Below are 25,103 nucleotides of genomic sequence, written 5' to 3'. Positions count from 1 at the left end.
CTAAACCTTGAACAGGGCAAGAAAAGGCCCCTTTCCGCGTGCCGTGGCACCCGGAAAGGGGCTTGGGGACTGGTTACAACCCGCCCGTCACGGCGTTCAGCGCATCGACGGTCACATCGACCACAAGATCAATTTCCGCGGGTGTAATGCAAAGCGGGGGCGCAAAGCCAATGATCTCGCCCTGTGGCATGGCGCGGGCAATGACATTGCGCTTGGCCATTTCGCCTACTACGCGCGCGGTAACCTTGTCGGCGGCGTCGAAATCGTCACCGTTGGCCGGATCGCGCTGCAATTCGACAGCGGCCATCAACCCTTCGCCGCGCACATCACCCACAAAGCGATGTGTGCCAAGTGCGGTTTTCAGCGCTTGCTGGAAATAGGCGCCCGTGTCGCGCGAGTTTTGGACCAGACCCAGATCGTCAACCAGTTTCAGGTTAGCAACGCCTGCAGCCGCGCCGATGGGATGCGCCGAATAGGTCCAGCCATGTCCGAAGGGGCCGAATTTGTCGGTGCCATCTTCCAGCACCTTGAACAAGTCGTCACTGACAATCGAGCCGGACAAGGGCGCGTAGGCGGATGTCAGGCCCTTGGCGATGGTGATGATATCGGGCGTGATGCCGTAATGCGTGGACCCCATCATGGTGCCCAAGCGGCCAAAGCCGGTTACGACCTCATCCGCGATCAGCAGGATGTCGTGTTTTTTCAAGATGGCCTGAATGGCGTCCCAGTAGCCTGCGGGCGGGGGAACAATGCCGCCGGTGCCCAGGATCGGTTCGCCGATAAACGCCCCGATTGTGTCGGCGCCTTCGCGTTCGATAAGTGCTTCCAGTTCTGCGGCGCAATGGGCGGTGAATTCGGCTTCGGACATGTCCTTGCGCGGGCGGCGGAAATAATAGGGCGCTTCGGTATGGACAACCTCGGACAGGGGCAGGCCGAATTTGTTGTGAAACGGCGTCAACCCTGTCAGCGAGCCGGTAATCAGGCCCGACCCGTGATAGCCGCGCCAGCGCGAGATGATCTTGCGTTTTTCGGGGCGGCCCAGAACATTCTGGATATACCACACAAGTTTCACATTCGTTTCATTCGCATCCGACCCGCCAAGGCCGAAATAGACCTTGTTCATATGTGCAGGCGCACGGTCTGCGACCATCTTGGCCAGCGTGATCGATGCTTCTGTGCCGTGGCCGACATAAGCGTGATAGTAGGACAACTCATGCGCCTGCTTGGAAATCGCTTCGGCAATCTCGGTGCGTCCGTAGCCCACATTGACGCAATACAGCCCCGCAAAGGCGTCCAGCAGGCGGTTGCCGTCACGGTCCTCAATATAGACACCGCTGCCTGACTTTACGATACGGTTGGCACTTTCGCCGCGTGCATGCTGGCCAAAGGCAGTCGAGGGGTGCAGAAAGTTCTCTCTATCCCATTGGCTGAGTTGATCATTGGTAAGCATGGCACTTCCTTTCTCTGCCCCGGAGGGGGCGCATTCCTATGTCACTGTCGGGGGTGCGGGGAGGCTGATTCGTCCCCCGTCTTGACCCCAACCTGCCGGAGGGGACATAGCTTTGTCAAACGATGTCGACGCTGCAGCGCAGAACAGCGGCAATGCGCGTGCATGGCGCAATAAACCGCCCGATTTGCGGCTAACGCGTCTGGCCCTTCGGGGTGAGTCTGTAACTGCCTTCGGGCAGGTCAAGCGCGGCCCCCAGATCGCGCAACTGGACCAGTGACAGGGTAATCACCACATCATCATCGCGTTGCGGGTCAAACTGGCGCAAGGTGACGCAATCTTCAAAGGCTGTAATGATAATATCCTCGCGCAATTCTTCCTCGCGCGGGGCGCCTTCGTCCACAAGGGTAACGATGGTGGCGTCGAAATCGTGTTCTATCGTAAACATGTGCCAAGCCTAGTGCAGGGCTTGGCACATGAAAAGGTCAAATCAAGCCCTAGCGCTGGCCGGAAAACTGTGCTTCCCACGCGGCTCGGTTCTCATCCGTGATTTTGGCGAACAAAACATCAGGAACGATGAAGGAATGCCCCGCATCCAGTTGCGCCAAGGCATCTGTCACGGTGTCCGGCCATGTCCAGTCGTCGGATTGCATGCCGGCCATCATGCTGGCGGCCGCATCGGGGATGAAGGGACGCGAAATGATCGCGTAGAACCGGATCAGATTCAGTGCCAGCCTGATTTGTGCCGCCGCCTGTTCAGGGTCCGATTTGAAGGTCGACCACGGTGCGGCATCTTGCAGATATTCATTGCCCAACACCCAAAGCGCGCGCAATTCCGCCGCCGATTTGCGAATTTCCATCGCTTCCATATGCGTTTCATAGGCGCGCAAGCGCGTTGTCAGCGCGTCCATAAGCGCGGTTTCGCGCGCCCCGAGAGTCCCGCCTTCTGGCACCACTTCGCCAAACTTGGAGCGGCAGAATTTTGTCACGCGACTGACCAGATTGCCCAACACATCGGCCAGATCCTTGTTCACACTGGCCTGAAAGTTTTCCCATGTGAATTCAGAATCCGAACTTTCGGGGGCATGGGACAACAACCACCAGCGCCAGTAATCAGCGGGCAGAATTGCCAGCGCCTGATCCATGAAAACGCCACGACCTTGCGAGGTTGAAAATTGTCCACCATCATAATTCAGGTAGTTGAATGACTTGATGTAGTTGACCAGTTTCCACGGCTCGCCCGACCCCATCAGCGTTGCAGGGAAACTCAAGGTGTGGAAGGGGACATTGTCCTTGCCCATGAATTGCACATAACGAACATCATCCGCGCCAAGGTCGGTGCGCCACCAGCGCTGCCATGCGCTGTCATCCAGCCCCTGTGCATCGGCCCATTCCGCCGTGGCCGCGATATATTCGATGGGGGCGTCGAACCAGACATAGAACACCTTGCCCTCCATACCGGGCCAGTCCTTGTCACCACGTTTGACGGGAATACCCCAATCAAGATCGCGCGTGATGCCACGGTCTTGCAGCCCGTCGCCGTCATGCAGCCATTTCTTGGCAATGGATGTGGTCAGAACCGGCCAGTTGCGCTGGCTGTCGATCCATTTATCCAGTTGGTCGCGCATATCCGACTGGCGCAGAAACAGATGCTTGGTTTCGCGCACTTCCAGATCGGTGGACCCTGAAATCGCGGAGCGCGGGTCAATCAGGTCGGTCGGGTCCAGTTGTTTGGTGCAGTTCTCACACTGGTCGCCGCGCGCGCGGTCATAGCCGCAATTCGGGCAGGTGCCTTCAATATACCGGTCGGGCAGAAAACGCCCGTCAGCGTTGGAATAGACCTGTTTTTCGGACACTTCCGAAATGCGTCCGGCATCGGCCAGTTTGCCCGCCAGATGTTGCGTCAGAACATGGTTGCGCTGGCTGGAGGAACGCCCGAAATGGTCAAAGGACAACAGGAAACCACGCGCCAGTTCGGCCTGCACGTCATGCATTTCTGCGCAATATTCGTCGACCGGCTTGCCGGCCTTGGCCGCAGCCAGTTCTGCGGGCGTGCCATGTTCATCGGTTGCGCAGATAAACATCACCTCATGCCCGCGCGCACGGCAATACCGCGCATAAAGGTCTGCCGGAAGCTGGCTGCCGACAAGGTTGCCCAGATGCTTGATGCCATTGATATATGGCAGGGCCGAGGTGATCAGAATTCGCGCCATGATGGTCCCCGTATGTGCAGAATTGCCCCCCGTTTAGTGCAATTCCGCGCCAAGAGGAAACCCGTTTTATTTTTTGCCCTTGCTGGCGGTCGTGCCGGCCTGCGCTGGCGGGTCCAGACAGATTGCCAGTTTTGCAAAAGCCTGCTTTATGCCACCTGGCGCGGATTCGCCCACAAACGCGTCCAGCGCGGGCCAGACCCTGATCGCGCGGTCCACAAGCGGGTCGCTGCCCGCCTCATAGAGTCCGGCCTGTACCATCATTTCCGCGCGGTCATAGGCACCCAACATGCGGCGTGCTTCGGAAATGTGCGCGTTTTCTTCCGGCGTTGCCGCTTTCGGCAATGCGCGACTGACCGAGCGCAGAACATCAATCGCGGGAAACCGCCCGCGTTCGGCAATGGCGCGGTCCATCACCACATGCCCGTCCAGCACGCCGCGCAGAATGTCGGCCACGGGTTCCTCCATGTCGGACCCTGCCACCAGAACAGTGAAGATTCCGGTAATCGCCCCCATTCCGTCCGGGCCAGGGCCTGCGCGTTCGGCCAGTGCCATGATCTGATGTGCGGTTGACGGGGGGTATCCGCGCAGGCTGGCCGCTTCGCCACCCGCAAGGGCGACTTCGCGATGCGCCTCGGCCAGCCGCGTAATGCTGTCGGCCAGATACAGCACATGCTTGCCCTGATCACGGAAATGTTCGGCCACGCACATGGCGGCAGCGGCGCAGCGTCGTCGCGTCAGCGGTGGCTGGTCCGAGGTTGCCGTGACAACAACGGCCCGCGCCATCCCTTCGGGGCCAAGAACATCCTCGATGAATTCGCGCAATTCGCGCCCGCGTTCGCCAACCAGTGCAATGACGACGACATCGGCCTGCATGTTGCGCGCGAACTTGCCCAGCAGCATGGATTTACCGACACCGGACCCCGCGAACAATCCGATGCGCTGCCCCTCGACCAGTGGCAGCAGCGTGTTGAATACGGCCATGCCAGTATCAAGGCGGCCCCCAAGCCGCCCGCGCTGCGCGGGGTCGGGCGGGTTCTGGCGCAGGTTGCGTGTGACAGGCCCTTGCAGCAAGGGGCGGCCATCCAGCGGGCGGCCGTAAGGGTCAATCACCCGCCCGATCCAGCTGTCATCAGGGGCCAGTCCGCGCGGGCCGATGAATTCCGCCCGATCGCCAATCGACAAACCGTCACAAGGTCCGTCCGGCAGCGCCAAGACCTCGGTTTCGGTCATACGCAGGACTTCTGCGTAAACATGCGTGCCGGACTGGGTCGTAACCTTCAGCCAATCGCCGATTCGCGCATCCTGCACCAAACCTGCAATTCCCAGGGATTGCCCGTCGATGCGTGTAATTCGCCCTGAAATGCTGACCACATGCATATTCGTGACCTCGGCGCGCAGAAAATCAAGATGGTTCATCGCATCCCTTTCGCAGCTTTTTCGACTTCTGGTTACCGATCTTTAAGCGAATCAGTCTTAAGGATGAGTGTATCCAAATGACGGGAGAAGCCCTCATGTTCGAATTACCCGATGTCATGCGCATGGCGCAGCAGATGGCCCGCCATGCAGCGGCACGGCAAGTCGTCTTGTCTGAAAATGTCGCCCATGCCGATACGCCGGGGTATCAGGCGCGTGACCTGCCCAGTTTTGGCGCGACCTACAATAATGGCCTGTCCATGCGTGCGACGCGGGCGGGTCATTTGGGTTTTGAAGATACCGGCGGCATACCCGCGGCGCGTATCGATACGACAGCACCGGCCCGATCTCCGAATGGTAACACAGTTTCACTTGAACATCAGATGATGCGTGCCGCCGAAACCCGGCAAAGCCATGACATGGCATTGTCAGTCTATTCGTCAGCGCGCGGAATTCTGCGTACAGCACTTGGGAACTAGGGGGCATAAATGGCTGATCTGTTTGGTGTATTCTCCGTTGCCGCGTCCGGGATGGAGGCGCAATCCCGCCGCCTGCGGCATGTTTCCGAAAACATCGCCAATGCCGACACACCCGGCTACCGGCGCAAGACAATTGATTTTCAATCCGCGATTGACCGCGCCACCGGCCTTGCCCGCGTTGATATTGGGCCGGTCCGGCTGGATCGCGGGGAGTTGCCGCGCATTTATGACCCCGGCCACGCGCTGGCTGATGCGGAAGGCTATTACGACGGCTCCACTGTAGACCGGATGATCGAAATCGCCGACGCGAGAGAGGCCGGCCGCAGCTATGAAGCGAATTTACGCATGTTTGATCAGGCGCGGCAGATGTCGCAGGGCCTGCTTGATCTGCTGCGTCGTTGAAAAAGGATTGACTAGATGACCATTCCCGCAAGCATTGCCATTCAAAGCTATGATCTGGCGCGCAACGCAGCAGCCCCCGCGCCGAAAGAAGGAACCACGCAGCGCGCCGAGGCTGCCTTCGGTGCGCAAATGTCCAGTTTCACGCAAGCGCTGCGTCAGGCCGACACGGCCGCGACCAGTTCGATGCTCAGCGGTGCAAACCCGCACGCATTGGTCGAGGCGGTCGCGGCCACAGAACTGGCTGTCGAAACAGCAGTCGCGGTCCGCAACAAGGTTGTCGAAGCGTATCTCGAAATCCTGCGCATGCCGGTCTGAACCATGAACGAGGCCGTCTTCTTCGACACATTGCGTCAGGGCCTATGGGTCGCAACGCTGATTTCCATTCCGATTCTGACTGCTGCATTGGTTGCGGGCGTCACGATCGGGCTGTTTCAGGCGCTAACATCCATTCAGGAAATGACGCTGACATTTGTGCCGAAACTGGCCGCGATTGTGATCGTCTTCTGGGTGTCGATGAGTTTCATGACCGCCACCCTCGTCGCTTTTTTCCACGACCAGATAGTGCCACTGATCGCAGGAGGTGTGTGATGGACAACGCGACCTATGTTACCCTGACACGCCTGTCGGGCCTGAAGCGCGAAATGCAGGTTATCGCCCATAACATCGCGAATACATCGACCACCGGATTCCGCCGCGAGGGGATGGTGTTTTCCGAGTTTGTGGTGGGCGGGCAGGGGCAGGACACTTCCTTGTCTATGGCGCTGGGCAACACCCGCCAGACATACCTGAATCAGGGCGAACTGACACAAACCAACGGCAGTTTTGACCTGGCGATAGAAGGCGACGGGTTCTTCCAGTTGGAAACGCCGCAGGGGTTGCGGCTGACGCGCGCGGGTATGTTCACCCCGAATGCGGCGGGCGAACTGGTGAATATGGACGGGCATCTGCTGCTGGACGCGGGGGGCGCCCCGATATTTGTGCCGCCGGACGCCCGTTCAATTGTCATGTCGGGGGATGGAACCTTTTCTGCTGACGGGCAGCCATTTGCGCAAGTGGGACTGGTTCAGCCTGCCGACCCCGTGTCGGTGACGCGGGCTGCGGGCACCCTGTTTGCTGTGGATGGTGATGTTGAACCCGTTTTGCAACCACGTTTGCGGCAAGGGTTCCTTGAAGGGTCCAACGTGGACCCGATGCCGGAAATCGCGCGGATGATTGACGTCCAGCGCGCATATGAACAGGGCCAGCGTCTGCTGGAACGTGAAGATGAGCGGATCAAGAACGTGATCCAGACACTGGGTCGATAAGGATGAAAAGGACGGATCAATGAAAGCGCTTCATATCGCCGCCACGGGAATGAGCGCGCAGCAGATGCGCGTTGATACCATTTCGAACAACCTCGCCAATATGAGCACCTCGGGCTATAACGCCCGCCGGGCCGAATTTGCGGACCTGCATTATCAGCAATTCGCGCGCGCGGGGTCGATTAATGCCAGTGATGGCACGGTGCTGCCCACCGGCATCCAGCTTGGTCTTGGTGTGCGTCCTGCTGCGGTCAGCATGCAGATACAGCAAGGGGCTTTGGCCCAGACCAATGGCGATCTGGACATCGCGATCGAAGGCAAGGGCTTTCTGTCTGTTACCTTGCCTGACGGGCAGGCCGCATTTACGCGCGATGGCGCCCTGAAACGCACGGGCGACGGGTTGATTGTCAATTCCGAAGGGTTCGAAGTCACGCCTGGCATTGTCATTCCAAACGATGCGCGGTCGATTTCCATCAACGCTGATGGTGAAATATACGCCTATTTCATAGGGCAGGTGCAGCCCCAACTGCTGGGCCAGCTTACATTGACCGGCTTTGCCAATGAAAAAGGGTTGGAAGCGATCGGGTCAAACCTGTTTCTGGAAACCGAAGCCTCGGGGCCGGGGTTTGACGCTGCACCGGGAACGGATGGTCTGGGCACGGTGCGCCAGGGCTATCTGGAAGAAAGCTCCGTTGATCCGGTGCGCGAGATGACGGAGTTGATCAAGGCACAGCGCGGCTATGAACTGAATTCCAAGGTAATTACGGCCGTTGACCAGATGATGGGCGCAACGACGCAGGTGCGCTGATGCGGTTCGTTTTCGTCCTTCTGTTCATCCTGCCAGAGTTTGCGATGGCGCAGACGCTGGTGGCAACCCGCCTGATCCGCGCCGCCGAGGTTATCGAGCCGGGCGATGTCAGCGTGCAGGATGGCATGGTCGTCGGCGCGGCCACGGCGGCGGATCAGGCCATCGGGTTGGAAACACGTGTAGCAATCTATCCCGGCCGCCCGGTGCGTCTTTCGGAACTTGGGCCGGCCGCTGTCATAGAGCGGAATGATCTGGTTCAGGTCATCTACCGTCATGGCCCACTGAGCATACTGACCGAAGGGCGGGCGCTTGGTCGCGGCGCTATCGGGGACCGGGTCAGTGTGATGAACCTGTCGTCCCGCCAATCGGTGCAGGGCACGGTTCTGTATTCTGGGGTGGTCGAGGTGGGCACGCAGCGACTGTCCCTGCGATGAAACGCGTATATTACCATGAGGGTATCATGACAAAACCAGCTTTCCTGCGCCCTGTCGCCATCCTGCTTTGCAGCTTGGCCCTTGCGGCGTGCCAACCACTGAGCGAGGTGGGCAGGGCCCCCGCATTCAGTCCACCCGAGCAAAGCATCGAGCATGCAGCCTTGTATCGCGTACCGCTGCCTGAAACGAATGAACCACGCTCTGCCGCTGCGCCGTCGTCATTGTGGTCGGTAAGCCAGCGATCCCTGCTTGGGGACCGCAGGGCCGGTCGGCAAGGCGATATTATGACAGTGGTCATCGAGATTAATGACAGCGCGGAGATTTCGAACAATACATCACGCGGGCGTACAGGGTCCAGCAGCATGGCTGTCCCGCAACTGTTTGGAATACCACAAGCAATAGATCGCAAGAACGAAGGCGGCTTCAGTATTGGTGCTGGTATCGAAACCAATAGTGGCAGCAGTTTTTCGGGCAACGGGTCGGTGCGCCGGAATGAGAAGCTGACCCTGCGCGTGGCGTCAACTGTTGTTGAAGTGTTGCCAAATGGCGTTTTGCGCATCGAGGGGCGGCAGGAGGTTCGCGTGAATCATGAGCTGCGCGAACTCCTGGTCACCGGCTATGTGCGTCCGACGGATATTTCACGCCAGAACGAGATTACCTATGACAAGATCGCCGGTGCGCGCATCTCGTATGGGGGGCGTGGTGTTATCTCGACAATGCAGCAGCCGCGATATGGCGAACAGATCATTGATATTCTGGCACCGTTCTGAAGGTTCGGGCGCAAGGGGGCACCATGGCAAAGCTAATTCCAATCCTGCTCATTTTGTTGGGTGCCGCTGGCGGCGTTGGCGCAGGGTTATGGCTGCGCCCCGCGCCGGAACCATCGGAGGCCGCCGCCGAGGATATCCCGCTTGTTGACCCGAGCCAGCTTGATGTCACGCTGTTCGAGATGAAAAACCAGTTCATGGTTCCCCTGCTGGAGGGGGACCGGATTGTTTCGGTGATTGTTATGTCATTGACACTGGAGATTGCTGGCGCGGAAGAGAATGCGGTCTTGCGAAATGAACCAAGATTGCGGGATCGTTTCCTGCAAGTCATGTTCGACCATGCCAATACTGGCGGGTTTGACGGAATGTTCACCTCGAACAATAACATGACGCTTTTGCGGCAGGCGTTATTGGAAACCGGACAAAGCCTGCTGGGGCGCGATGTTGTAACCGGGGTGCTGATTACCGATATCTTGCGCAGTGGCGCCTGAGCGGGGTTTGCGCCCTTGACCTTGGCGGCAGGGTGGCACAGCTTCCGGGGGAATGTTCACAACCTGAAGGCCCCGAAACATGACCCATGACAGCGCATTGACGCATACGCCGCTTGCTACACAAATCGCGGCAGATCCCGCTTTGCTGGACGGTCTGGCGCATCTGGCGGTGCATGTCGGGTTGAATCTGCAGGCAGGGCAAGACCTTGTCATGACCACCCCGAGTTCGGCCATGCCGCTGGCGCGCGCGATCACAGCAGAAGCTTACCGCGCAGGGGCGGGGTTGGTGACAACCCTTGTCAGTGACCGGGACATGACCCTTGCGCGGTTTCGCCACGCCCGTGACGACAGTTTCGACAAGGCGCCGGACTGGCTGTATGAAGGGATGGCCAAAGCATATGAAAACGGTGCGGCGCGTCTGGCGCTTGTGGGCGAGGATCCGTTCCTGCTTGCACAGGAGGATGCTGCAAAAGTGGGCCGTGCCAACCGCGCGAATGCGGCCGCATATCGACCTGCCTTGGCGCCGATTGCCGGATTTCATATCAACTGGTCCATCATCCCTTGCCCGACCTTGGATTGGGCGCAGCGTATGTTTCCGGACCAGCCCCCACAGGATGCGTTCGAACAACTTGCGCAGGCCATTCGGAAAACGGCGCGGCTGGACCAGGCCGATCCGGTCGCCGCATGGACGGCGCATAACGCGGAACTGGCGCGGCGGTGCCAAATGCTGAACACGGCCCGATTTGACAGTTTGCATTTTCAGGCGCCAGGCACCGACTTGCATGTTGGTCTGGCAGATGGGCATTTCTGGCAAGGCGGGGCGTCGGTTGCGCGCAACGGCGTGCGGTGCAACCCCAATATTCCCACCGAGGAGGTATTCACGACCCCGCACGCCGCGCGCGTGGACGGGTATGTGCGTGCGACCAAGCCATTGTCACATCAGGGCACGCTGATCGATGAAATTGAAATGCGCTTCGAGGCGGGGCGCGCGGTCGAGGCGCGAGCGACGCGTGGCGGCGATGTGCTGCGTGATATGCTGGCAACAGATGATGGCGCGGCAAGACTGGGCGAAGTCGCCCTTGTTCCGCACAGTTCACCGGTGGCGCAAAGCGGGCACTTGTTTTTTAACACATTGTTCGATGAAAATGCAGCGTCGCATATTGCAATGGGGCAATGCTATGCGTCCTGCCTTGAAGGTGGCGACACATTGTCAAAAGATGAAGTGTCGGCCCGTGGCGGGAATGACAGCCTGATCCATGTCGACTGGATGATCGGGTCAGACAGGATGGATGTTGACGGGCTGCATGTTGACGGAAGTCGGGTCGCATTGATGCGTGCGGGCGAGTGGGTGACCCCCTGAAACTGGCTTAGATTTGGTTCTGGCGACATAGATTTGTAACAATCTCGGCCTTGCCAAGGCTGCGCGCAGCCTTGGCCCGTTGTTCGATCAGGCGGGCGGTTTGTTGTGCCAGAGTGCGGTTCAGGCGGATGCGCTGTTCCAGCGCCCATTTGGCATGAAGTTGCCGCGCGGCGAACAAGGCCGGATCCTGCACCAGCGCAACGGGTTGCATAAGCCGCTGGACCCGATCGTGCGTTTCATCGCGGGCCTGCGCGAGTGTCCGGAGCTTCGCAAGCTCCTTGTCCTTGACCATTTGTGAAATCGCCCGAAGCCGTTCAAGCCTGTTATCCGATGTCATGACCAACGCCCCTTGCGCGCCTTCGCGCGCATTGTGTCTGCGAAACGAATTGCGGCCGCCACGGCTGCATAATGTTCTGACTGGATTTCCTGATCCAGCTCAATGCTGGCAAAAAGCGCGCGTGCGGTCACAGGGTCCGAATGGATGGGTACGCCCGCTTCCTTGGCGCGTTCCCGAATACGCAACGCAATCTCATCGACCCCTTTTGCCACACATACCGGCGCATTTTCAGATGTGGGCGACCATTTTAGCGCAACCGCGTAATGTGTCGGGTTGACGATGACAACGCTGGCGTCGGGAACCGCATCCAGCATGCGGTTGCTGGCAATTTCGCGCCCGCGCCTGCGACGTTCGCCTTTGGCATGCGGGTCCCCCTCGGATTGTTTCATCTCATCGCGCATATCCTTGTGCGACATCCGGTTGCGGCGCAGGTGCTCCGCGCGCTGCCAGAAGAAATCGATCCCGCCAACGACTAGTTTGACCACAAAAACCAATAGCAAAAACCGCACAACAAGCCCCAGCAATTCGCTTATGGCCAACGCGGGGGTCAGATAAAGACTGCCAAGAATAAGGGGCAGGTTGTGCATAAGGAAAAACCACAGAACCGTTGAAATGATAATCAGTTTCACGGTGCTTTTGGCGAATTCAAACAGCCCGCTACGCCCAAACTTGTTCTTGGCATTGGCGAGAACCGAGACGCGGGACGCTTTTGGTTTCAGTTTTTCAGGGGCGAAGATGACAACGCGCTGTGCGAACAGCATGGCCCAGACCACCAGAAAAGGAATCGCCACCAGCGGCAGTGCCGCCAGCATCACGTTGCCGATCAGCCCGCCCAGCAAGGCGCGCGCGTTCTGGGACAGAAGCGTCGAAATCTGGTCGGATTGATCCAGTATCACTGCGCCAATCTCGCCGATCCGGATAAGCGATGTCTGTCCAAGTGCGATTGCGGCCAGCACAAGTCCAAAGAATGCCGCCGCGGTGTTCAGGTCCGTGGAGCGCGGCACCTCGCCCTTGCGGCGTTGCTCGGCCAGCTTTTGCTCGGTGGCCTCGAACTCCTTCTCGCCGCTCTGGTCTTCCTCGCTCATTGTGTGGGGCCTGTCGGGTTTGCGATATAGGTTTCAAACGCCGTATGCCAGATCGGCAGGATGAGGGGGGCGGACAGAAGGAGCAGTGCAAGCCCTGCAAAGGTGATTGCGGGTGCGCCAACGAATGCCACCATCAGTTGCGGCATGGCCTTGTTGATGGCCCCAAGGGCCACATAATACAGCACCGACATGATGACGAAGGGCATGGCAAGCGTGAATGCCAGCGAGAATGCGCGCGATATTTGCGCTGTGCCCCAAGCGCCCATACTGCTTGCATCCGGAAACTGGCCGGGCGGGAAAAAACTGTAGGACAGGATCAGGAATTCCGCCAGCCGGACATGCAATCCGGCCATGACAGCAAGCGTCAGTCCCCCCATGACAAGTATCTGCGACATGGCCGGTTGCGGGTCCACACCCGCCCCGCCAAAGAACTGTGACAAGGATGTCGCCTGCCCGGCGATGGTTCCGGCAGTTTGAAGGGCGATCACAAACAGGCGCAAGCCCACACCAAGTGTCAGACCTGCCAGCCCTTCTGCCGCGATGACCATGACAAGTGCCACCGGCCCCCCTTGAAGCTGTGGTAAACCCGCGTCGATGGCGGGTGTGATGATCAGCGTGAAGGCAAGTGCCAGCGCCAGACGCACCCGCACGGGGATCACGGTTTCGCCGAATGCGGGCATCAATGCCATCATGGCCCCCACGCGCAAAAACACACCAAACCCATGAACAAGTTCCGGCACCATCTGGTCCATGAATGCGGCGAGTGTATCGAAAATTTCAAGGCTCATGTGGGGATGGTTCCCAGCAGGGCAGGGCGTGCTTCCAGTCCGATTTCCTCGTATGACAGGACCGGGGCGACCAGACCCTTCGCGGTCAGGACCGTGCGCAGGAAACGCCGCCTGTGGGCGGATGTCACAAGCGCGGGAGATTCGCCATTCTGCGCCAGAATTCCCAGCTTTTCGGCGACACGTTCGGTCAGTCGGGCGAAATCTTCGGGGGGAAGCGCCACATCTGCTGCACCGTGATCGCCCGCCAGCTGGTAGGTTGTGAATATGTCCTCCCAGTCGGGGGCCAACTGGATCAGGGGCAGGGTGCCGTCACTGCGTTTCAGCGGGGCCACAAGTTGGAAACCCAGACGTTGGCGCACATGTTCACAGACAGTTTCCGGCCCATGCAAAGCGCCGCGCACCTCGGCGATGGCTTCCAGAATAAGTGGCAGGTTCCGGATAGAGACCCGTTCTTCCAGCAGCAGGCGCAACACTGCCAGAAGTAGTTCCACCGGCACCTTGTCGGGGATCAATTCGTTCAGCAGGCGTTTGTTGGCATCTGCACGCGATGCGTCGGACAGACGCGTCATTTCGTCCAGTATGCGGTTCAGGCTTTTGAAATTCAGCAGGCGGCCAAAGTTGGATTTCAGGACTTCCAGAAGATGGGTCGCCAGAACTTCTGTCGGGTTTACGACAGTGGTTCCGCCAAGCGCCGCTTCTTCCTGCTGGCTGGCGTCAATCCAGCGCGCAGGGGCCTTGTAGACAGGTTCGCGCACATCCTCGCCCTGCAACTCGAAGCTGGAGGCGTCCTGCACCAGTGCCAGTACCTTGCCGGGGCGCAGGTGGTCGCGTGCCTGCTCGACGCCCTGAATAAGGATTGCATAGCTGCCCGCAGGCAGGCTTGCATCATCCGTCAGCCGGATTTCCGGCAGGATAAGACCGAAATTGCGCGCAATATGCGACCGGATCGATGAAATACGCGCATCCAGCCCGATACCGGGGTCCAGCACCATCGGGACAAGATCCGGCGCGAATTGCACATGGATTTCGTCAACATCAAGATCATCACCCAGCATGCGTTCCGGGGTGGGGTCCGACAAAGGTGTTGGACGGCTTGCCTCTGTGCGAAGGCGCGTCTGGACCTGTTGCGCCATCCATGCAAGGCCCAGCAGGACAGCCGCCCCGATCACGAAGGGGATGAACGGCAGGCCGGGAACGAAGGCAAAGAGTGCCATCAGCATGCCAACAGTCGCCAAGGCTGACGGATACCGGCCTAATTGTTCGAAAAGTGCACTATCCGTGGCCCCGTTTGCCCCGCCACGCGCAAGAAGCAGGGCGGCTGCGATTGAAATAATGACAGCCGGAATTTGTGATACCAACCCGTCGCCAACTGTCAGGATGGCATAGGTTTCAAAGGCAGAGGCCAGACTCATGCCGTGCATCATGGTGCCATTGATCAGCCCCATGACGATATTCAGAAGCGTGATCAGCAGGCCCGCGACGGCATCACCTTTTACGAATTTCGACACCCCGTCCAGCGAACCGTAGAAATTCGTTTCCGCCTGTTCTGTTTCACGCCTTTGTTTCGCCTCCTGGTGGTCGATCGCGCCTGCGGACATGTCGCTGTCAATGGCAAGCTGTTTTCCGGGCATGCCATCCAGTGCGAAGCGCGCGCCCACCTCGGCCATGCGGCCCGCGCCTTTTGTTATGACAATGAAGTTTACAATCAGCAGCACAAGGAAGATGACCACACCAAGAAAGACCGACCCGCCCATCACGAAGCTGGCGAAGCCCTGAATGACCCCGCCTGCCGCCCCTGTTCCTGTATGCCCTTCGCCGATGATCAGTTTGGTTGAGGATACATTCAGCGACAGGCGCAGCATGAGGGATGCCAGCAAAACTGTCGGGAAGATTGAAAAGTCCAGTGGGCGCTGGATGAATAGCGTGACCGTGAACATAAGGATCGCCAGCGCAAAAGACGTCGCCAGTCCAAGATCCAGAAGCCACGCAGGCACCGGCAGGATCATCATGACGATGACGGCCATAAGTGCCAGGGCAAGCAACACTGTCGGGCTGAACAGGGCCTTTGGATTCAGGGAAATCATGGTGTCTGCGTTCCCGTCTCAAGAAAAGGGCGGGCGGATTGCATGGCGGATTGCGAAACAAGCGAGCCCATCTTGCCGTCACCGGCCGATTGCAGCAGGGCATAATTCGTCTGTGTGCCCTGCCGCCGCTGCGGGCTTGTCGGATTGGATGGTGGCGGTGGCCCTGCGTTTGCAGCAACAGCATTGAAACGCGCAATATAGCGCTGCGCCAGTGCCGGTGTCGCAGAATGATAGGCGCCTGCGGCCGCTGTCCACGACCCCAGACGTTGAAAATGGCCATTCAACAATTGTGCGGCATATTCCGCGTTCTGTATCGGGTCCAGCATCGCTTCCAATGTGGGGAACTGGTCACTGTGCCAGTGATAATTGATCTGGAAGCACCCGATATCGATATTGCTATGGCCTGCTGCCAGCGCGGCGCGGATAATGTCCAGCGCGCCCTCGCGCGTGGCGGGCCAGTGTCCGCGTCCGGTTGCATGGACTGCCCAAGGCCATGGGGTTCTGCCGTTTTCCGTTTGGCGGCCGGATTCCACCAACGCAATCCTGTGCATCACATCGAAGGGCACGCCGTGACGTCGTGCGGAAACCTGTGCCGCAGACAGGCATGTTTGGGCAGGGTCTGCGGACACTGTTCCGCGCGGTGTCACAGCGGAGGCGCCAATCATGCTGAAGACGCAGAAGGCGAGGCCCAAATAGAACCAGTGCAGCCTTTGGGCCGCTGTAATCAGGATGGGTTTGCGCATGCTGCTGCTCCGAATCGGCCGCTTCTTGCTGGTCCGTGGTGCAACTAAGCATGATGAAAGTTTATATTCCGTAACCTGTCCGTCATTCGCAGTTCAGGCAGGCAACAGCCTTGGCAGGTGCAGCGTTGACGGTCTGGGCAAAGCATGCTCTACCAAACGCCAATCATACCGGCCACAAGGTGCATTTGTCGTGCAGGTTTTACACGGCCACGCGAAAAGGGTGCAAGGCGCTGGACATTGCACACAGACGATTGCGCCAGCTTGACGAAGCAGCGGTGACAGAATGACAAAAAATGCCCGAACGACCGACACGCAACCGGAACAGGGCAGCGCGGGCGAGGTGTTCATCGCCTTTCTGAAGCTGGGCCTGACCAGTTTCGGCGGGCCAATCGCGCATCTGGGCTATTTCCGCGATGAACTGGTCACGCGGCGGCGCTGGCTGGATGACCGTGCCTATGCCGATCTGGTCGCACTGTGCCAGTTCCTGCCCGGTCCGGCCTCGTCGCAAGTGGGCTTTGCGCTGGGGATGATGCGCGCGGGCTGGTCGGGGGCGCTTGCGGCTTTTGTGGCTTTTACGCTGCCATCGGCACTGATTTTGCTGGTTTTCGCGCTCAGCGCGGCCAGCATTGACGGACCTGTCGGAACAGGGGCATTGAACGGGCTGAAGATTGTGGCCGTGGCGATCATTGCCCAAGCCGTTTGGGGCATGGCGAAAAACCTGTGTCCGGACCGAGAACGTGCAACGATTGCTGTGGGGGCTGTGGCGGTGCTGGCATTCCTGCCCGGTGCCTTTGGCATGGTGGGCGCGATTGCGCTGGGCGGGGTTGCCGGTCTGGCCCTTGGGCGCGGGACGGGAACACCTGTGGGCGGGCATGTCAGGATGCCCGTGTCGCGCGGGGTGGCCTTGGGGGCGCTCGTCGTATTCTTTGCGTTGCTGTTCTTGTTGCCGCTGCTTGCTGGGCAGGGCCAGTCCTTGGCGGTCATTGACAGTTTTTACCGCGCGGGTGCGCTGGTATTCGGCGGCGGGCATGTGGTGCTGCCACTGTTGCAGGCCGAAGTCGTGGCAACCGGCTGGGTCACGCCGGATGATTTCCTTGCCGGCTATGGTGCCGCGCAGGCCGTGCCCGGCCCATTATTCACATTTGCGGCCTATCTGGGGGGCGTGCTGGGGCCGGAACCGAATGGTATTGCAGGGGCGGCGCTGGCGCTGGGGGCCATCTTTGCGCCAGGCTTCTTGTTGCTGGTGGGGGTGATGCCCTATTGGGACAGGTTCCGCGCCATGGCACGCGCCCAATCGTTTATGCAAGGCGCGAATGCGGCCGTGGTGGGCATTTTGGGGGCGGCGCTGTATTCGCCGGTATTCACCAGCGCCATCGGGGACATGCGCGATTTTACGCTGGCGCTGGTCTGCTTCGTGGCGCTGATGGCGTGGAAGGCGCCACCTTGGGCCGTGGTGGTGCTGGCGGCCATGGGCGGGGTCGGGCTGGCCATGCCGGGGTGAATTCACTGCACGTGGCGCACCGTTGTCCGCGCCGGCCTGCGGGCTTTTGTATTGTATTTTTGAAGGGTTCACTGCAAATTGCGCGCAGTCCCGAATGGTTCGCAAACTGCATGCGACAAGACAAGGCGTTTTAGGTATTTGAGTTTTTCAGTTCAGCCAGAACAATCTTCGCCAGTGCCGCCCTGCGGTCTGCAGAAGGCTGGGACATCGCATGTTGCGTATCTGATGAACACATATCCGGTGACATCTGCGACATTCATCCGCCGGGAAATTGCCGCGCTGGAAGCGTTGGGCGTGTCTGTCAGCCGGTTTGCCCTGCGCACGTGGGATCAACCGCTTGTCGATCCGGCAGACCGGCAGGAGCAGACGCGAACAACCTATCTTCTGGCCCCGGGTGGGCTGCGTTTGTTGGGGATGGCGCTGCGCGAGGGGGGGCGAAACCCGCGCGGATTTCTGCGCGCGGCAAGAACCGCATGGCAGTTGCACCGGAACGCCGCGCGCGGTTCCTTCGTGCGTCATGTCGCGTATTTACTGGAGGCCGTGCATCTGAAACGATCTTTGGGTGCCTGCACCCATGTCCATGCCCATTTTTCAACGAACACTGCCGCAGTTGCTTTGCTTTGTGCACAATTGGGCGGTCCGGGGTATTCATTCACCGCGCATGGGCCTGACGAGTTTTTGGACCCTGTCGCCGCGTCCTTGCGCATGAAGCTGGAACATGCACGCTTTGTTGTTGCTATAACCGAGTTTGCTCGCGTGCAGCTTGCGCTGGCCGGTGGCATGTCGATCTGGCCGAAGCTGAACGTGGTGCGCTGCGGGGTTGATCTGGATGACTTGCCCGTTTCACCCGCGCCTGCACCCGATGCCCCATTCGTTTGTGTCGGGCGGTTATGCGTTCAAAAGGCGCAGGAACTGATTGTTGCCGCGCTGGCAGATGTGCATCAGACCCACCCGCATGCCCGTGTCGTCCTGATCGGGGACGGGGATACGCGGCCCGCGATTGGCGCGGCGATCGACCGGCACGGATTGGGCGATCATGTGGACCTGCGTGGCTGGGCCGATAATGCAGGCGTCCGGGATGCGCTTGCGCAGGCGCGCGCGCTGCTATTGCCCAGTTTTGCCGAAGGCTTGCCCATTGTGATAATGGAAGCCCATGCCTTGGGGCGGCCAGTGATCTCGACCTATATCGCGGGCATTCCCGAACTGGTCGATGCGCAGTCGGGCTGGCTTGTGCCTGCGGGGGATGTCTCCGCGCTTGCGGATGCGATGCGCGCCTGCATGCAGGCATCGCCGGAACAACTGGCCCGCATGGGGGCGACAGGCCGCACCCGCGTCGAGGCCGCCCATGATATCACGCAAAGTGCCGCGCAGTTGAAAGCCCTGTTCAGGACATATGCCTGATGCGTCTATCCGTTGCCGCGCAGGGCTTCGGGGTGTTCTGCAATAAACTGTTTCAGTGTTGCATATAGCCCGCGTGCCTTGGTCAGGTCATCTGCATGCAGCGCTTGGGCGATGTCTTCGCAGATCATTTGTTGCACACGCTGCGGCCCATGATGGATGTGCATCATGTATTCGCCCAGTTCTGCTGCGGTAACGGGGGTGATATGTTCATGTTCGGCGATGGCATCTATTTGCGCGCGCGTAAGACAAGTCATATCCAGAATGTCGTTTTCATTGATCATGGTCGGCCCTCCTCCTGATGGGGGAGTATACCACTGTCAGGCGAAGTTGCCTTGTTCCATGTCAACGCAGGTGCTGGTGCGTGCCTGTCAGCGGGTGGGAACCGGCGTTTCACCGCGATAATCATAAAATCCGCGCTGGGTCTTGCGGCCCAGCCAGCCGGCCTCGACATATTTGGTCAAAAGCGGGCAGGGGCGGTATTTCGTATCCGCAAGCCCGTCATGCAACACATTCATAATGGCAAGACAGGTATCCAGACCGATGAAATCCGCCAGTTCCAGCGGGCCCATCGGGTGATTTGCGCCCAGTTTCAGCGACTCGTCGATGGATTTTACCGACCCCACACCTTCATACAGGGTGTAAACGGCCTCGTTTATCATGGGCATCAGTATGCGGTTCACAATGAAGGCCGGAAAATCTTCGGCGCTGGCGGCCGTTTTGCCCAGCTTCTCCACCACAGCAAGCAGGGCCTGATAGGTCGCATCATCTGTGGCGATCCCGCGAATCAACTCAACCAGTTGCATGATCGGCACAGGGTTCATGAAGTGAAACCCCATGAATTTCTCGGGCCTGTCGGTGCGGCTGGCCAGACGTGTGATCGAAATAGAAGATGTATTCGATGTCAGGATCGTATGGGGCTGGATATGTGGTAACAGGTCTTCAAAGATGGCCTGCTTGATGGTCTCGCGTTCTGTCGCCGCCTCGATAATCAGGTCCGAAGGTCCAAGTTCATGCAGGTTTGTCGTCGTGCGGATGCGTGCCATTGCCGTGGCCTTCGCCTCGGCCGAGATCTTCTCGCGTGACACCTGACGTTCCAGATTGCCGTCGATGATGGCGACTGCCTTGTTCAGGGCATCTGCGGATATGTCGTTCATCAAAACGTCAAAGCCGGCCAGGGCAAAAACATGGGCAATGCCATTCCCCATCTGGCCCGCACCGACAATTCCCACTGTCCTGATGTCCATCTTTTGCCCCCGGTTTCCTGTTTCGTGCCGACCATATGACCCACGGACCGGCCAGCGCAAGAGAGAATGCCATGTGGTCGTATTACGGCCATGTGTCCACATCGCGATTGGCGTGCAAAGCGGGCTTCAGGACGTTTTCAGGTTATATGCCTGCCCTAAGTGAATGCAAACGGACACAACTGCATGAAAAATGTCATCAAAGTGATGCTAACATATTAGATTAACGCGGCTTTCTGGCTATAAAAGAGTATGGACATAATTACCCTTGTGGCTGCGCTTGCAGTGCTTTTCATCGTTATTGGTATTTCCGAGCCTTTGTCTGAACGGGCAAGGCTGCCTTTTACCGTGATTCTGGCCGTGGTGGGCGGCGTGCTTGGCGGTATTGCGCTGTATTTGCTGAATTCCGACCTGAGTGAGGCGCTGAACCCGACTGTCAGGCGTCTGCTGGACCAACCGATCCGCGCGAATGTCTTTTTGTATGTTCTGTTGCCGACATTGCTGTTTCAGGTTGCGCTTATGGTCAATGCGCGGCGCATGCTGGATGACTGGGTGCCCATTCTGGTGATGGCGGTGATGGCGGTCGTCGTTGCAACGGTTGTGATTGGGTATGCGCTGAAACCGTTTACAACGCTTCCGCTTGTGGCCTGCCTGTTGATCGGCGCGATTGTGTCGACCACCGACCCGTCAGCGGTTGTCAGCATCTTTCGCAATATCGCGGCCCCGCAGCGCCTGACGCGGATCGTCGAGGGCGAAAGCCTTTTGAATGACGCGGCTGCCATTGCGCTGTTCGGCTTCTTTATCACGTTTGTCATGCTGGGCGTGCCGGACCCGACATTGCAAGAAGCCCTTGTTACCTTTCCCTGGCTAATTGCCGGTGGCGTTGCGATTGGCTGGTTTTTCGCACGGGTCACTGTATCCCTGATGGCATTGATCCCGACATTCCCGCGCGCGCAGGTGTCTGTCAGTGTGGCACTGCCATATCTGACCTATATCGTTGCCGAACAGCTGGCCTCTGCCTCGGGGGTGATTGCGGTGGTTGTGTCAGGGCTGACATTGAACCTGTTGGGGCCGGGGCGGTTGACGCCAGCCAGTTACAACTACCTGCGCGAAGTGTGGGACGTGCTGGCCTATTGGGCGGGGGCGCTGATCTTCATTCTGGCGGCCTTGTTGATACCGCGCCTTATGGGGGATGTGCGTCCCAATGATATTTTCCTGATCGGGGTCATCGTGGTCGCGGCCTTCGTTGCGCGTGCTGTCATCCTGTTTGGCATGTTGCCGGTTTTGTCGGCGCTGAAACTGTCCCCGCGTGTGGACAGGCCATATCGCGCAGCGATTCTGTGGGGGGGGTTGCGCGGCGCGGTCACGCTGGCGCTGGCGCTGGCTGTCACCGAAAGCGCGCTGGTCCCGCCGGCCATCAAGCGCGAAGTGGGCATTCTGGCCACCGGATTCACCCTGTTCACGCTTCTGGTACAGGGGACAACGCTGCGCTGGGTTATCAGTCGGTTGGGGCTGGACAGATTGCCCGCGCTTGATACCGCGCTGTCCAATCAGGTTATTGCGGTTGCGCTGCAAAATGTGCGCGAAGCGGTGGCAGATACGACCCGCGACTACCGCTTGCCCAAAGAGGTCATTCGTTCAGAAGCGAAACGATTTGCTGCACGGCTGGATATTGCCGTGGATCTGGCAGAAGACGCGCAGGCCATTCCCGACCGTGACCGTATTACGCTGGGCCTTATCGCATTGGCGGGGCGCGAACGTGATCTGATTATCGACAATTTCCGCCAGCAGCTGTTTTCAGCCCGTCTGGTGGAACAGATGCTGACAGATGTGGACCGGCTGATTGAACGCACACGGCAGGGCGGACGCTATGAATACCGCGCGGCGGGCCGGATGGCGCTGGGTTATGGCGCATGGTATCGGGTGGCCGTGTGGCTGCACAGCCGCTTGAAATGGTCATGGTTGCTGGAAACCATGACCGCGGACCGGTTCGAGATTTTGTTGAACCAGCGGCTTGTTCTTGGGCAATTGCACGGATTTCTGGACAACAAGATCAGGCGCATTCATGGCCGCCGCGTTGCGGATTTGCTGCATGAATTGCTGCGCCGCCGAGAGGAGGAGACGGAAAACGCCATTGAAGGGCTACGCCTGCAATACCCCGGATATGCCGAGGAAATGGAACGCCGGTTTATTCGCCGGACCAGTTTGCGACTGGAAGAACGCGAATATGAGACGCTGTTCAGTGATGGTTTGATCAGCCGTGAATTATACACGACCCTGCGCAACCGTGCCAACACCGCCCGCACCAAAGTCGAGGCCCGCCCGCATCTGGATTTCGCCTTGCAAAAAAGCGCGTTCGTCCGCAGCTTTCCCTTGTTCAAGGATATGACGGATGAACAGCGCCAGATCCTCGCGCGGGCGCTGACAACGCGCTATGTCGAACCGGGGGCTGTGCTGATCCGGAAGGGGCAGGTGGCAAGCAGCGTTTTCTTCATTGCCTCTGGCGCGGTTGAGGTTGAACGCAAAGGGCAGAAGGCGCGTTTGGGGCGTGGCGAGTTTTTTGGCCATATCGGTATGCTGGCCCGCGAGCCCCGCAAGGCGATGGTCAGTGCGATCAGCCACTCGACCCTGCTGGAACTGGACGAAACCCGCTTCCGCCGGATGCTAAGTCGTAACAAGACGCTGCTACATGCGGTTTCCGAAAGCGCGGCCAAGCGCGGCGTCACACTGGATCTGAGTGTCTTTGGCCCGCTGCCCAACCAATCCGGGCAGGGATGACACCTGCACTATTCTGCGGCAAGCGCGATGTTGACGTCCTTGCTGCGTCCGATTTCTGACAGTTTCGGGATGATCTGTCCCATGATGCGCGCGAAGGCATCGAAATCGCGGCTGGGCGCCACTGTCGTTTCATCCAGATACAGGCCGCGGTCAATTTCAATCTGGACGACATGCTGCCCTGTGGACGGGGTGCCATAGCGCTGCGCGATATAGGCACCGGCAAAAGGGGCGTTGCGGGCGACACGAAAACCGGCTGATGTGAAAATGCTGGCCACCTGATCGCTGATATCAGGCGCACATGCCGCCCCGAATCGGTCCCCAAGCACGATATCCGGACGCTTGGCGGCAAAGCGCCTGTCGTGATTGGTGGCGTCGCGCGGCATCGAGTGCATGTCGAGCAGGATTGCCCGCCCAAAACGGCGGCGGTGTTCATCCATCAGGGCCGTCAGTCTGGCATGATAGGGGTGCCAGAACCGGTTCAGGCGGAACTCGGCCTCGGCGCGGGGGATCTTGCCTGCATAAATGGCCCTTGCACCGGCAACAACACGGGGAATCACCCCAAGCCCCGACATGATGCGCGGGTTAAGTGTCGTTTTTGGAAGGTCTGCGATCAGCGCGGGGTCCAGCTCGGTCGCGGCGCGGTTATAGTCGACATAGGCGCGTGGCACACCACCAAGCAGCACAGGCGCACCAGACTCGGGCGCATTTTGCAAGAACAGGTCTACATAAGCATCCTCGGAGGAGCGTAGCGCCAATTCGTCCAGCACAGAAGCCGTCAAAAAAGCCGGCGCATAATTCCGCCCGCTATGCGGAGAGGCAAAAACCACTGCACTTGTGGCCATATTTGCGGGGAAAAAACTAAATGCGTTCATTTGTCCGGCCATGTTTCAGAAAATAACTATAGCGCGAATGATCTGACCTCCGAAAGCCCTTGATCATGCCTGCGATTCTTTCTATACGGGCGGCAATTGACGCGGATGCATCCCGCGTCCCTTTTATTTGGGGCGCATGTGATTCACCAGTCAGGGCGCGTAGCTCAGTGGTAGAGCACTACGTTGACATCGTAGGGGTCACAAGTTCGAACCTTGTCGTGCCCACCATTAACCCCTGCATCTTGCAGGACAACCGCAATGGCGCAAGCGCGCCGCGATAAGGAGAAGGCCGATGAAGGTCAGAAACTCGCTCCGGTCGCTCAAGCAGCGCCACCGCGATTGTCAAATCGTGCGCCGCAAGGGCCGTGTGTATGTTATCAACAAGACACAGAAGAAATTCAAAGCACGTCAGGGCTGAGCTTTCAGTCTGCGTGTAGAAAAAAACCGCCCCCCGTTCTTCGGGGGGCGGTTTTCTTTTGGGGGGCGGGCGCGGCGCCCTTCAGGTCATGAATTCCAGCGGGCGCGGCAGGTCATCCCCGTGTTGCAGGGGCTGAACATATGCAGGCGTTCAGGATCAACGCATCAAGGGTGTTGTTGGAAACTGCCATAGCTGCCCTGACTGAACACCAATGGCACGCCCTGCGCGCTGTGGCAGCGCAGCACGCGCCCTATGATGATCAGGTGGTCGCCGCCATCATGGGTATCATGCAAGGCACAGTCAAAACGCGCCAGCGCCGCGTTCAGCACGGGACTTCCTTCGGGGGTCAGGCGGTGCTGCAACCCGTCAAATCCCGCGCCATGCCTGCCGAACCGCGCGATCCAGTCTTTTGTGTCTTCGCGCAGGATGTGGACAGAAAAATGTGCTGCACTGGCGAAATAGGGAAACCTGCTTGAAGATCGCGCCGGTGACCACAAAATCAGGGGCGGATCAAGTGACAGCCCTGCGAAACTGTTGGCAACGAATCCCATCGGCCCATTGTCACCGGAAATGGTCACAAGTGTCACGCCAGTCGCAAACCGCCCCAGCGCGTCGCGAAACGCCCGCAGATTCGTTGCATCCGGTTTGAATTCTTTGTCCGGCACGATGCCCTCGTTCGTTGTTTTGTCCTGATCCGAAGCATCTTGGGCGTATCGAGTTTGTGACCCGACATCAACAGG

At 59.1% G+C, this 25,103-nt stretch carries 27 protein-coding genes and 1 tRNA gene; 15 read left to right on the top strand and 13 right to left on the bottom strand.

From position 1 onward, the window contains the following. Positions 1 to 73: 73 nt before the first annotated feature. The 4 genes from ACTIE1_RS04700 to ACTIE1_RS04685 form a co-directional block, all read right to left on the bottom strand. Positions 74 to 1,450, bottom strand: a complete 1,377-nt coding sequence (locus tag ACTIE1_RS04700) for an aminotransferase class III-fold pyridoxal phosphate-dependent enzyme (protein ID WP_439562227.1) — start codon at positions 1,448 to 1,450, stop codon at positions 74 to 76. A gap of 190 nt (positions 1,451 to 1,640) precedes the next feature. Beyond that, entirely contained in the window at positions 1,641 to 1,895 is a 255-nt protein-coding gene (locus ACTIE1_RS04695) for a hypothetical protein (protein ID WP_439562226.1), read from the bottom strand. A 49-nt stretch (positions 1,896 to 1,944) separates the two neighbouring features. Further along, positions 1,945 to 3,660 carry a methionine--tRNA ligase gene (gene metG, locus ACTIE1_RS04690; RefSeq protein ID WP_439562225.1) on the bottom strand — a complete coding sequence of 572 codons (1,716 nt, stop codon included), beginning with the start codon at positions 3,658 to 3,660 and terminating at the stop codon, positions 1,945 to 1,947. A 66-nt stretch (positions 3,661 to 3,726) separates the two neighbouring features. Then, positions 3,727 to 5,076 (bottom strand): FliI/YscN family ATPase, encoded by a 1,350-nt coding sequence (locus tag ACTIE1_RS04685; RefSeq protein ID WP_439562224.1) that lies wholly within the window; start codon positions 5,074 to 5,076, stop codon positions 3,727 to 3,729. 95 nt (positions 5,077 to 5,171) lie between these two features. On the opposite strand from ACTIE1_RS04685, the gene ACTIE1_RS04680 reads away from it, so the two are divergent. From ACTIE1_RS04680 to ACTIE1_RS04635, 10 genes are all read left to right on the top strand, one after another. Continuing rightward, positions 5,172 to 5,552, top strand: coding sequence for a FlgB family protein (locus ACTIE1_RS04680; protein ID WP_439562223.1), 381 nt, complete (start codon positions 5,172 to 5,174; stop codon positions 5,550 to 5,552). Between the two features lie 9 nt (positions 5,553 to 5,561). Continuing rightward, positions 5,562 to 5,954, top strand: a complete 393-nt coding sequence (gene flgC, locus ACTIE1_RS04675) for a flagellar basal body rod protein FlgC (RefSeq protein ID WP_439562222.1) — start codon at positions 5,562 to 5,564, stop codon at positions 5,952 to 5,954. Between the two features lie 15 nt (positions 5,955 to 5,969). Then, positions 5,970 to 6,269, top strand: a complete 300-nt coding sequence (gene fliE / locus ACTIE1_RS04670) for a flagellar hook-basal body complex protein FliE (RefSeq protein WP_439562221.1) — start codon at positions 5,970 to 5,972, stop codon at positions 6,267 to 6,269. Positions 6,270 to 6,272: 3 nt separating this feature from the next. Further along, the gene (locus ACTIE1_RS04665) at positions 6,273 to 6,542 is read left to right on the top strand and encodes a flagellar biosynthetic protein FliQ (RefSeq protein ID WP_439562220.1); all 270 of its coding nucleotides are present in this window, start codon (positions 6,273 to 6,275) and stop codon (positions 6,540 to 6,542) included. Further along, positions 6,542 to 7,258: a flagellar hook-basal body complex protein gene (locus ACTIE1_RS04660; protein WP_439562219.1), complete on the top strand. Its 717-nt coding sequence runs from the start codon at positions 6,542 to 6,544 to the stop codon at positions 7,256 to 7,258. The genes ACTIE1_RS04665 and ACTIE1_RS04660 overlap by 1 nt, the downstream gene beginning before the upstream one ends. A gap of 19 nt (positions 7,259 to 7,277) precedes the next feature. Beyond that, complete coding sequence (flgG, locus tag ACTIE1_RS04655; protein ID WP_439562218.1) at positions 7,278 to 8,063, top strand: flagellar basal-body rod protein FlgG; 786 nt, start codon at positions 7,278 to 7,280, stop codon at positions 8,061 to 8,063. Beyond that, positions 8,063 to 8,497 (top strand): flagellar basal body P-ring formation chaperone FlgA, encoded by a 435-nt coding sequence (flgA, locus tag ACTIE1_RS04650; RefSeq protein WP_439562217.1) that lies wholly within the window; start codon positions 8,063 to 8,065, stop codon positions 8,495 to 8,497. The genes flgG and flgA overlap by 1 nt, the downstream gene beginning before the upstream one ends. Before the next feature lie 26 nt (positions 8,498 to 8,523). Further along, positions 8,524 to 9,267: a flagellar basal body L-ring protein FlgH gene (gene flgH / locus ACTIE1_RS04645; RefSeq protein ID WP_439562216.1), complete on the top strand. Its 744-nt coding sequence runs from the start codon at positions 8,524 to 8,526 to the stop codon at positions 9,265 to 9,267. A gap of 23 nt (positions 9,268 to 9,290) precedes the next feature. Continuing rightward, positions 9,291 to 9,755, top strand: a complete 465-nt coding sequence (locus ACTIE1_RS04640; RefSeq protein WP_439562215.1) for a flagellar basal body-associated FliL family protein — start codon at positions 9,291 to 9,293, stop codon at positions 9,753 to 9,755. Between the two features lie 79 nt (positions 9,756 to 9,834). Then, positions 9,835 to 11,115 (top strand): aminopeptidase, encoded by a 1,281-nt coding sequence (locus tag ACTIE1_RS04635; protein WP_439562214.1) that lies wholly within the window; start codon positions 9,835 to 9,837, stop codon positions 11,113 to 11,115. Positions 11,116 to 11,122: 7 nt separating this feature from the next. Here ACTIE1_RS04635 and ACTIE1_RS04630 read toward each other — a convergent pair whose 3' ends face one another. The 5 genes from ACTIE1_RS04630 to ACTIE1_RS04610 are packed head-to-tail and all read right to left on the bottom strand — an operon-like array spanning position 11,123 to position 16,152. Further along, positions 11,123 to 11,452 carry a hypothetical protein gene (locus tag ACTIE1_RS04630; protein ID WP_439562213.1) on the bottom strand — a complete coding sequence of 110 codons (330 nt, stop codon included), beginning with the start codon at positions 11,450 to 11,452 and terminating at the stop codon, positions 11,123 to 11,125. After that, positions 11,449 to 12,537, bottom strand: a complete 1,089-nt coding sequence (locus tag ACTIE1_RS04625; RefSeq protein WP_439562212.1) for an EscU/YscU/HrcU family type III secretion system export apparatus switch protein — start codon at positions 12,535 to 12,537, stop codon at positions 11,449 to 11,451. The genes ACTIE1_RS04630 and ACTIE1_RS04625 overlap by 4 nt, the downstream gene beginning before the upstream one ends. Further along, entirely contained in the window at positions 12,534 to 13,325 is a 792-nt protein-coding gene (locus ACTIE1_RS04620) for a flagellar biosynthetic protein FliR (RefSeq protein WP_439563285.1), read from the bottom strand. The genes ACTIE1_RS04625 and ACTIE1_RS04620 overlap by 4 nt, the downstream gene beginning before the upstream one ends. After that, the gene (gene flhA / locus ACTIE1_RS04615) at positions 13,322 to 15,409 is read right to left on the bottom strand and encodes a flagellar biosynthesis protein FlhA (RefSeq protein ID WP_439562210.1); all 2,088 of its coding nucleotides are present in this window, start codon (positions 15,407 to 15,409) and stop codon (positions 13,322 to 13,324) included. The genes ACTIE1_RS04620 and flhA overlap by 4 nt, the downstream gene beginning before the upstream one ends. Further along, complete coding sequence (locus tag ACTIE1_RS04610; protein WP_439562209.1) at positions 15,406 to 16,152, bottom strand: transglycosylase SLT domain-containing protein; 747 nt, start codon at positions 16,150 to 16,152, stop codon at positions 15,406 to 15,408. Before ACTIE1_RS04610 ends, flhA begins: the two co-directional genes overlap by 4 nt. A 283-nt stretch (positions 16,153 to 16,435) precedes the next feature. Here ACTIE1_RS04610 and chrA point away from each other — a divergent pair, with 283 nt between their 5' ends. Together chrA and ACTIE1_RS04600 are read left to right on the top strand one after the other, a co-directional pair. Next, the gene (gene chrA / locus ACTIE1_RS04605) at positions 16,436 to 17,653 is read left to right on the top strand and encodes a chromate efflux transporter (protein ID WP_439562208.1); all 1,218 of its coding nucleotides are present in this window, start codon (positions 16,436 to 16,438) and stop codon (positions 17,651 to 17,653) included. Positions 17,654 to 17,878: 225 nt separating this feature from the next. After that, positions 17,879 to 19,054, top strand: coding sequence for a glycosyltransferase (locus ACTIE1_RS04600; protein WP_439562207.1), 1,176 nt, complete (start codon positions 17,879 to 17,881; stop codon positions 19,052 to 19,054). Between the two features lie 5 nt (positions 19,055 to 19,059). On the opposite strand, the gene ACTIE1_RS04595 is transcribed toward ACTIE1_RS04600, so the two are convergent. Both ACTIE1_RS04595 and ACTIE1_RS04590 read right to left on the bottom strand, forming a co-directional pair. Further along, positions 19,060 to 19,335: a hypothetical protein gene (locus ACTIE1_RS04595; protein WP_439562206.1), complete on the bottom strand. Its 276-nt coding sequence runs from the start codon at positions 19,333 to 19,335 to the stop codon at positions 19,060 to 19,062. An 87-nt stretch (positions 19,336 to 19,422) separates the two neighbouring features. Further along, the gene (locus ACTIE1_RS04590) at positions 19,423 to 20,298 is read right to left on the bottom strand and encodes a 3-hydroxybutyryl-CoA dehydrogenase (protein WP_439562205.1); all 876 of its coding nucleotides are present in this window, start codon (positions 20,296 to 20,298) and stop codon (positions 19,423 to 19,425) included. 249 nt (positions 20,299 to 20,547) lie between these two features. Between ACTIE1_RS04590 and ACTIE1_RS04585 the strand changes: the two genes are divergently transcribed. Continuing rightward, positions 20,548 to 23,073, top strand: a complete 2,526-nt coding sequence (locus ACTIE1_RS04585; protein WP_439562204.1) for a cation:proton antiporter — start codon at positions 20,548 to 20,550, stop codon at positions 23,071 to 23,073. 8 nt (positions 23,074 to 23,081) lie between these two features. Here the strand turns inward: ACTIE1_RS04585 and ACTIE1_RS04580 are convergent, their stop codons facing one another. After that, complete coding sequence (locus ACTIE1_RS04580) at positions 23,082 to 23,945, bottom strand: N-formylglutamate amidohydrolase (protein ID WP_439562203.1); 864 nt, start codon at positions 23,943 to 23,945, stop codon at positions 23,082 to 23,084. A 153-nt stretch (positions 23,946 to 24,098) separates the two neighbouring features. On the opposite strand from ACTIE1_RS04580, the gene ACTIE1_RS04575 reads away from it, so the two are divergent. Together ACTIE1_RS04575 and ykgO are read left to right on the top strand one after the other, a co-directional pair. Next, positions 24,099 to 24,173, top strand: a tRNA-Val gene (locus tag ACTIE1_RS04575). A gap of 64 nt (positions 24,174 to 24,237) precedes the next feature. Next, a complete protein-coding gene (gene ykgO / locus ACTIE1_RS04570; RefSeq protein ID WP_071479794.1) occupies positions 24,238 to 24,363 on the top strand; it encodes a type B 50S ribosomal protein L36 in 126 nt (41 codons plus the stop codon). A 164-nt stretch (positions 24,364 to 24,527) separates the two neighbouring features. Here ykgO and ACTIE1_RS04565 read toward each other — a convergent pair whose 3' ends face one another. Continuing rightward, on the bottom strand, positions 24,528 to 25,031 hold the full coding sequence (locus tag ACTIE1_RS04565; RefSeq protein WP_439562378.1) for a flavin reductase family protein: 504 nt from the start codon (positions 25,029 to 25,031) through the stop codon (positions 24,528 to 24,530). Positions 25,032 to 25,103: the final 72 nt, after the last annotated feature.

Source organism: Roseinatronobacter sp. (genome assembly GCF_051859525.1).
In the GTDB taxonomy this organism is placed as follows: Bacteria; Pseudomonadota; Alphaproteobacteria; order Rhodobacterales; family Rhodobacteraceae; genus Roseinatronobacter.
The sequence above is the reverse complement of the archived record's forward strand: the minus strand, read 5'-3'. Positions and strand labels throughout refer to the sequence as shown.

Excerpts from the sequence above, each read along its gene's own strand:
- ACTIE1_RS04580 (WP_439562203.1), bottom strand. The coding sequence starts at position 23,945 with ATGAACGCATTTAGTTTTTTCCCCGCAAATATGGCCACAAGTGCAGTG.
- ACTIE1_RS04620 (WP_439563285.1), bottom strand. The coding sequence starts at position 13,325 with ATGAGCCTTGAAATTTTCGATACACTCGCCGCATTCATGGACCAGATG.
- ACTIE1_RS04695 (WP_439562226.1), bottom strand. The coding sequence starts at position 1,895 with ATGTTTACGATAGAACACGATTTCGACGCCACCATCGTTACCCTTGTG.
- ACTIE1_RS04630 (WP_439562213.1), bottom strand. The coding sequence starts at position 11,452 with ATGACATCGGATAACAGGCTTGAACGGCTTCGGGCGATTTCACAAATG.
- ACTIE1_RS04635 (WP_439562214.1), top strand. The coding sequence starts at position 9,835 with ATGACCCATGACAGCGCATTGACGCATACGCCGCTTGCTACACAAATC.
- ACTIE1_RS04590 (WP_439562205.1), bottom strand. The coding sequence starts at position 20,298 with ATGGACATCAGGACAGTGGGAATTGTCGGTGCGGGCCAGATGGGGAAT.
- ACTIE1_RS04640 (WP_439562215.1), top strand. The coding sequence starts at position 9,291 with ATGGCAAAGCTAATTCCAATCCTGCTCATTTTGTTGGGTGCCGCTGGC.
- flgG (WP_439562218.1), top strand. The coding sequence starts at position 7,278 with ATGAAAGCGCTTCATATCGCCGCCACGGGAATGAGCGCGCAGCAGATG.
- ACTIE1_RS04665 (WP_439562220.1), top strand. The coding sequence starts at position 6,273 with ATGAACGAGGCCGTCTTCTTCGACACATTGCGTCAGGGCCTATGGGTC.
- fliE (WP_439562221.1), top strand. The coding sequence starts at position 5,970 with ATGACCATTCCCGCAAGCATTGCCATTCAAAGCTATGATCTGGCGCGC.
- flgC (WP_439562222.1), top strand. The coding sequence starts at position 5,562 with ATGGCTGATCTGTTTGGTGTATTCTCCGTTGCCGCGTCCGGGATGGAG.
- ACTIE1_RS04700 (WP_439562227.1), bottom strand. The coding sequence starts at position 1,450 with ATGCTTACCAATGATCAACTCAGCCAATGGGATAGAGAGAACTTTCTG.
- ACTIE1_RS04585 (WP_439562204.1), top strand. The coding sequence starts at position 20,548 with ATGGACATAATTACCCTTGTGGCTGCGCTTGCAGTGCTTTTCATCGTT.
- ACTIE1_RS04660 (WP_439562219.1), top strand. The coding sequence starts at position 6,542 with ATGGACAACGCGACCTATGTTACCCTGACACGCCTGTCGGGCCTGAAG.
- ACTIE1_RS04595 (WP_439562206.1), bottom strand. The coding sequence starts at position 19,335 with ATGATCAATGAAAACGACATTCTGGATATGACTTGTCTTACGCGCGCG.
- ACTIE1_RS04610 (WP_439562209.1), bottom strand. The coding sequence starts at position 16,152 with ATGCGCAAACCCATCCTGATTACAGCGGCCCAAAGGCTGCACTGGTTC.
- flgH (WP_439562216.1), top strand. The coding sequence starts at position 8,524 with ATGACAAAACCAGCTTTCCTGCGCCCTGTCGCCATCCTGCTTTGCAGC.
- chrA (WP_439562208.1), top strand. The coding sequence starts at position 16,436 with ATGACAAAAAATGCCCGAACGACCGACACGCAACCGGAACAGGGCAGC.
- ACTIE1_RS04685 (WP_439562224.1), bottom strand. The coding sequence starts at position 5,076 with ATGAACCATCTTGATTTTCTGCGCGCCGAGGTCACGAATATGCATGTG.
- ACTIE1_RS04680 (WP_439562223.1), top strand. The coding sequence starts at position 5,172 with ATGTTCGAATTACCCGATGTCATGCGCATGGCGCAGCAGATGGCCCGC.
- flgA (WP_439562217.1), top strand. The coding sequence starts at position 8,063 with ATGCGGTTCGTTTTCGTCCTTCTGTTCATCCTGCCAGAGTTTGCGATG.
- flhA (WP_439562210.1), bottom strand. The coding sequence starts at position 15,409 with ATGATTTCCCTGAATCCAAAGGCCCTGTTCAGCCCGACAGTGTTGCTT.
- metG (WP_439562225.1), bottom strand. The coding sequence starts at position 3,660 with ATGGCGCGAATTCTGATCACCTCGGCCCTGCCATATATCAATGGCATC.
- ACTIE1_RS04600 (WP_439562207.1), top strand. The coding sequence starts at position 17,879 with ATGAACACATATCCGGTGACATCTGCGACATTCATCCGCCGGGAAATT.
- ykgO (WP_071479794.1), top strand. The coding sequence starts at position 24,238 with ATGAAGGTCAGAAACTCGCTCCGGTCGCTCAAGCAGCGCCACCGCGAT.
- ACTIE1_RS04625 (WP_439562212.1), bottom strand. The coding sequence starts at position 12,537 with ATGAGCGAGGAAGACCAGAGCGGCGAGAAGGAGTTCGAGGCCACCGAG.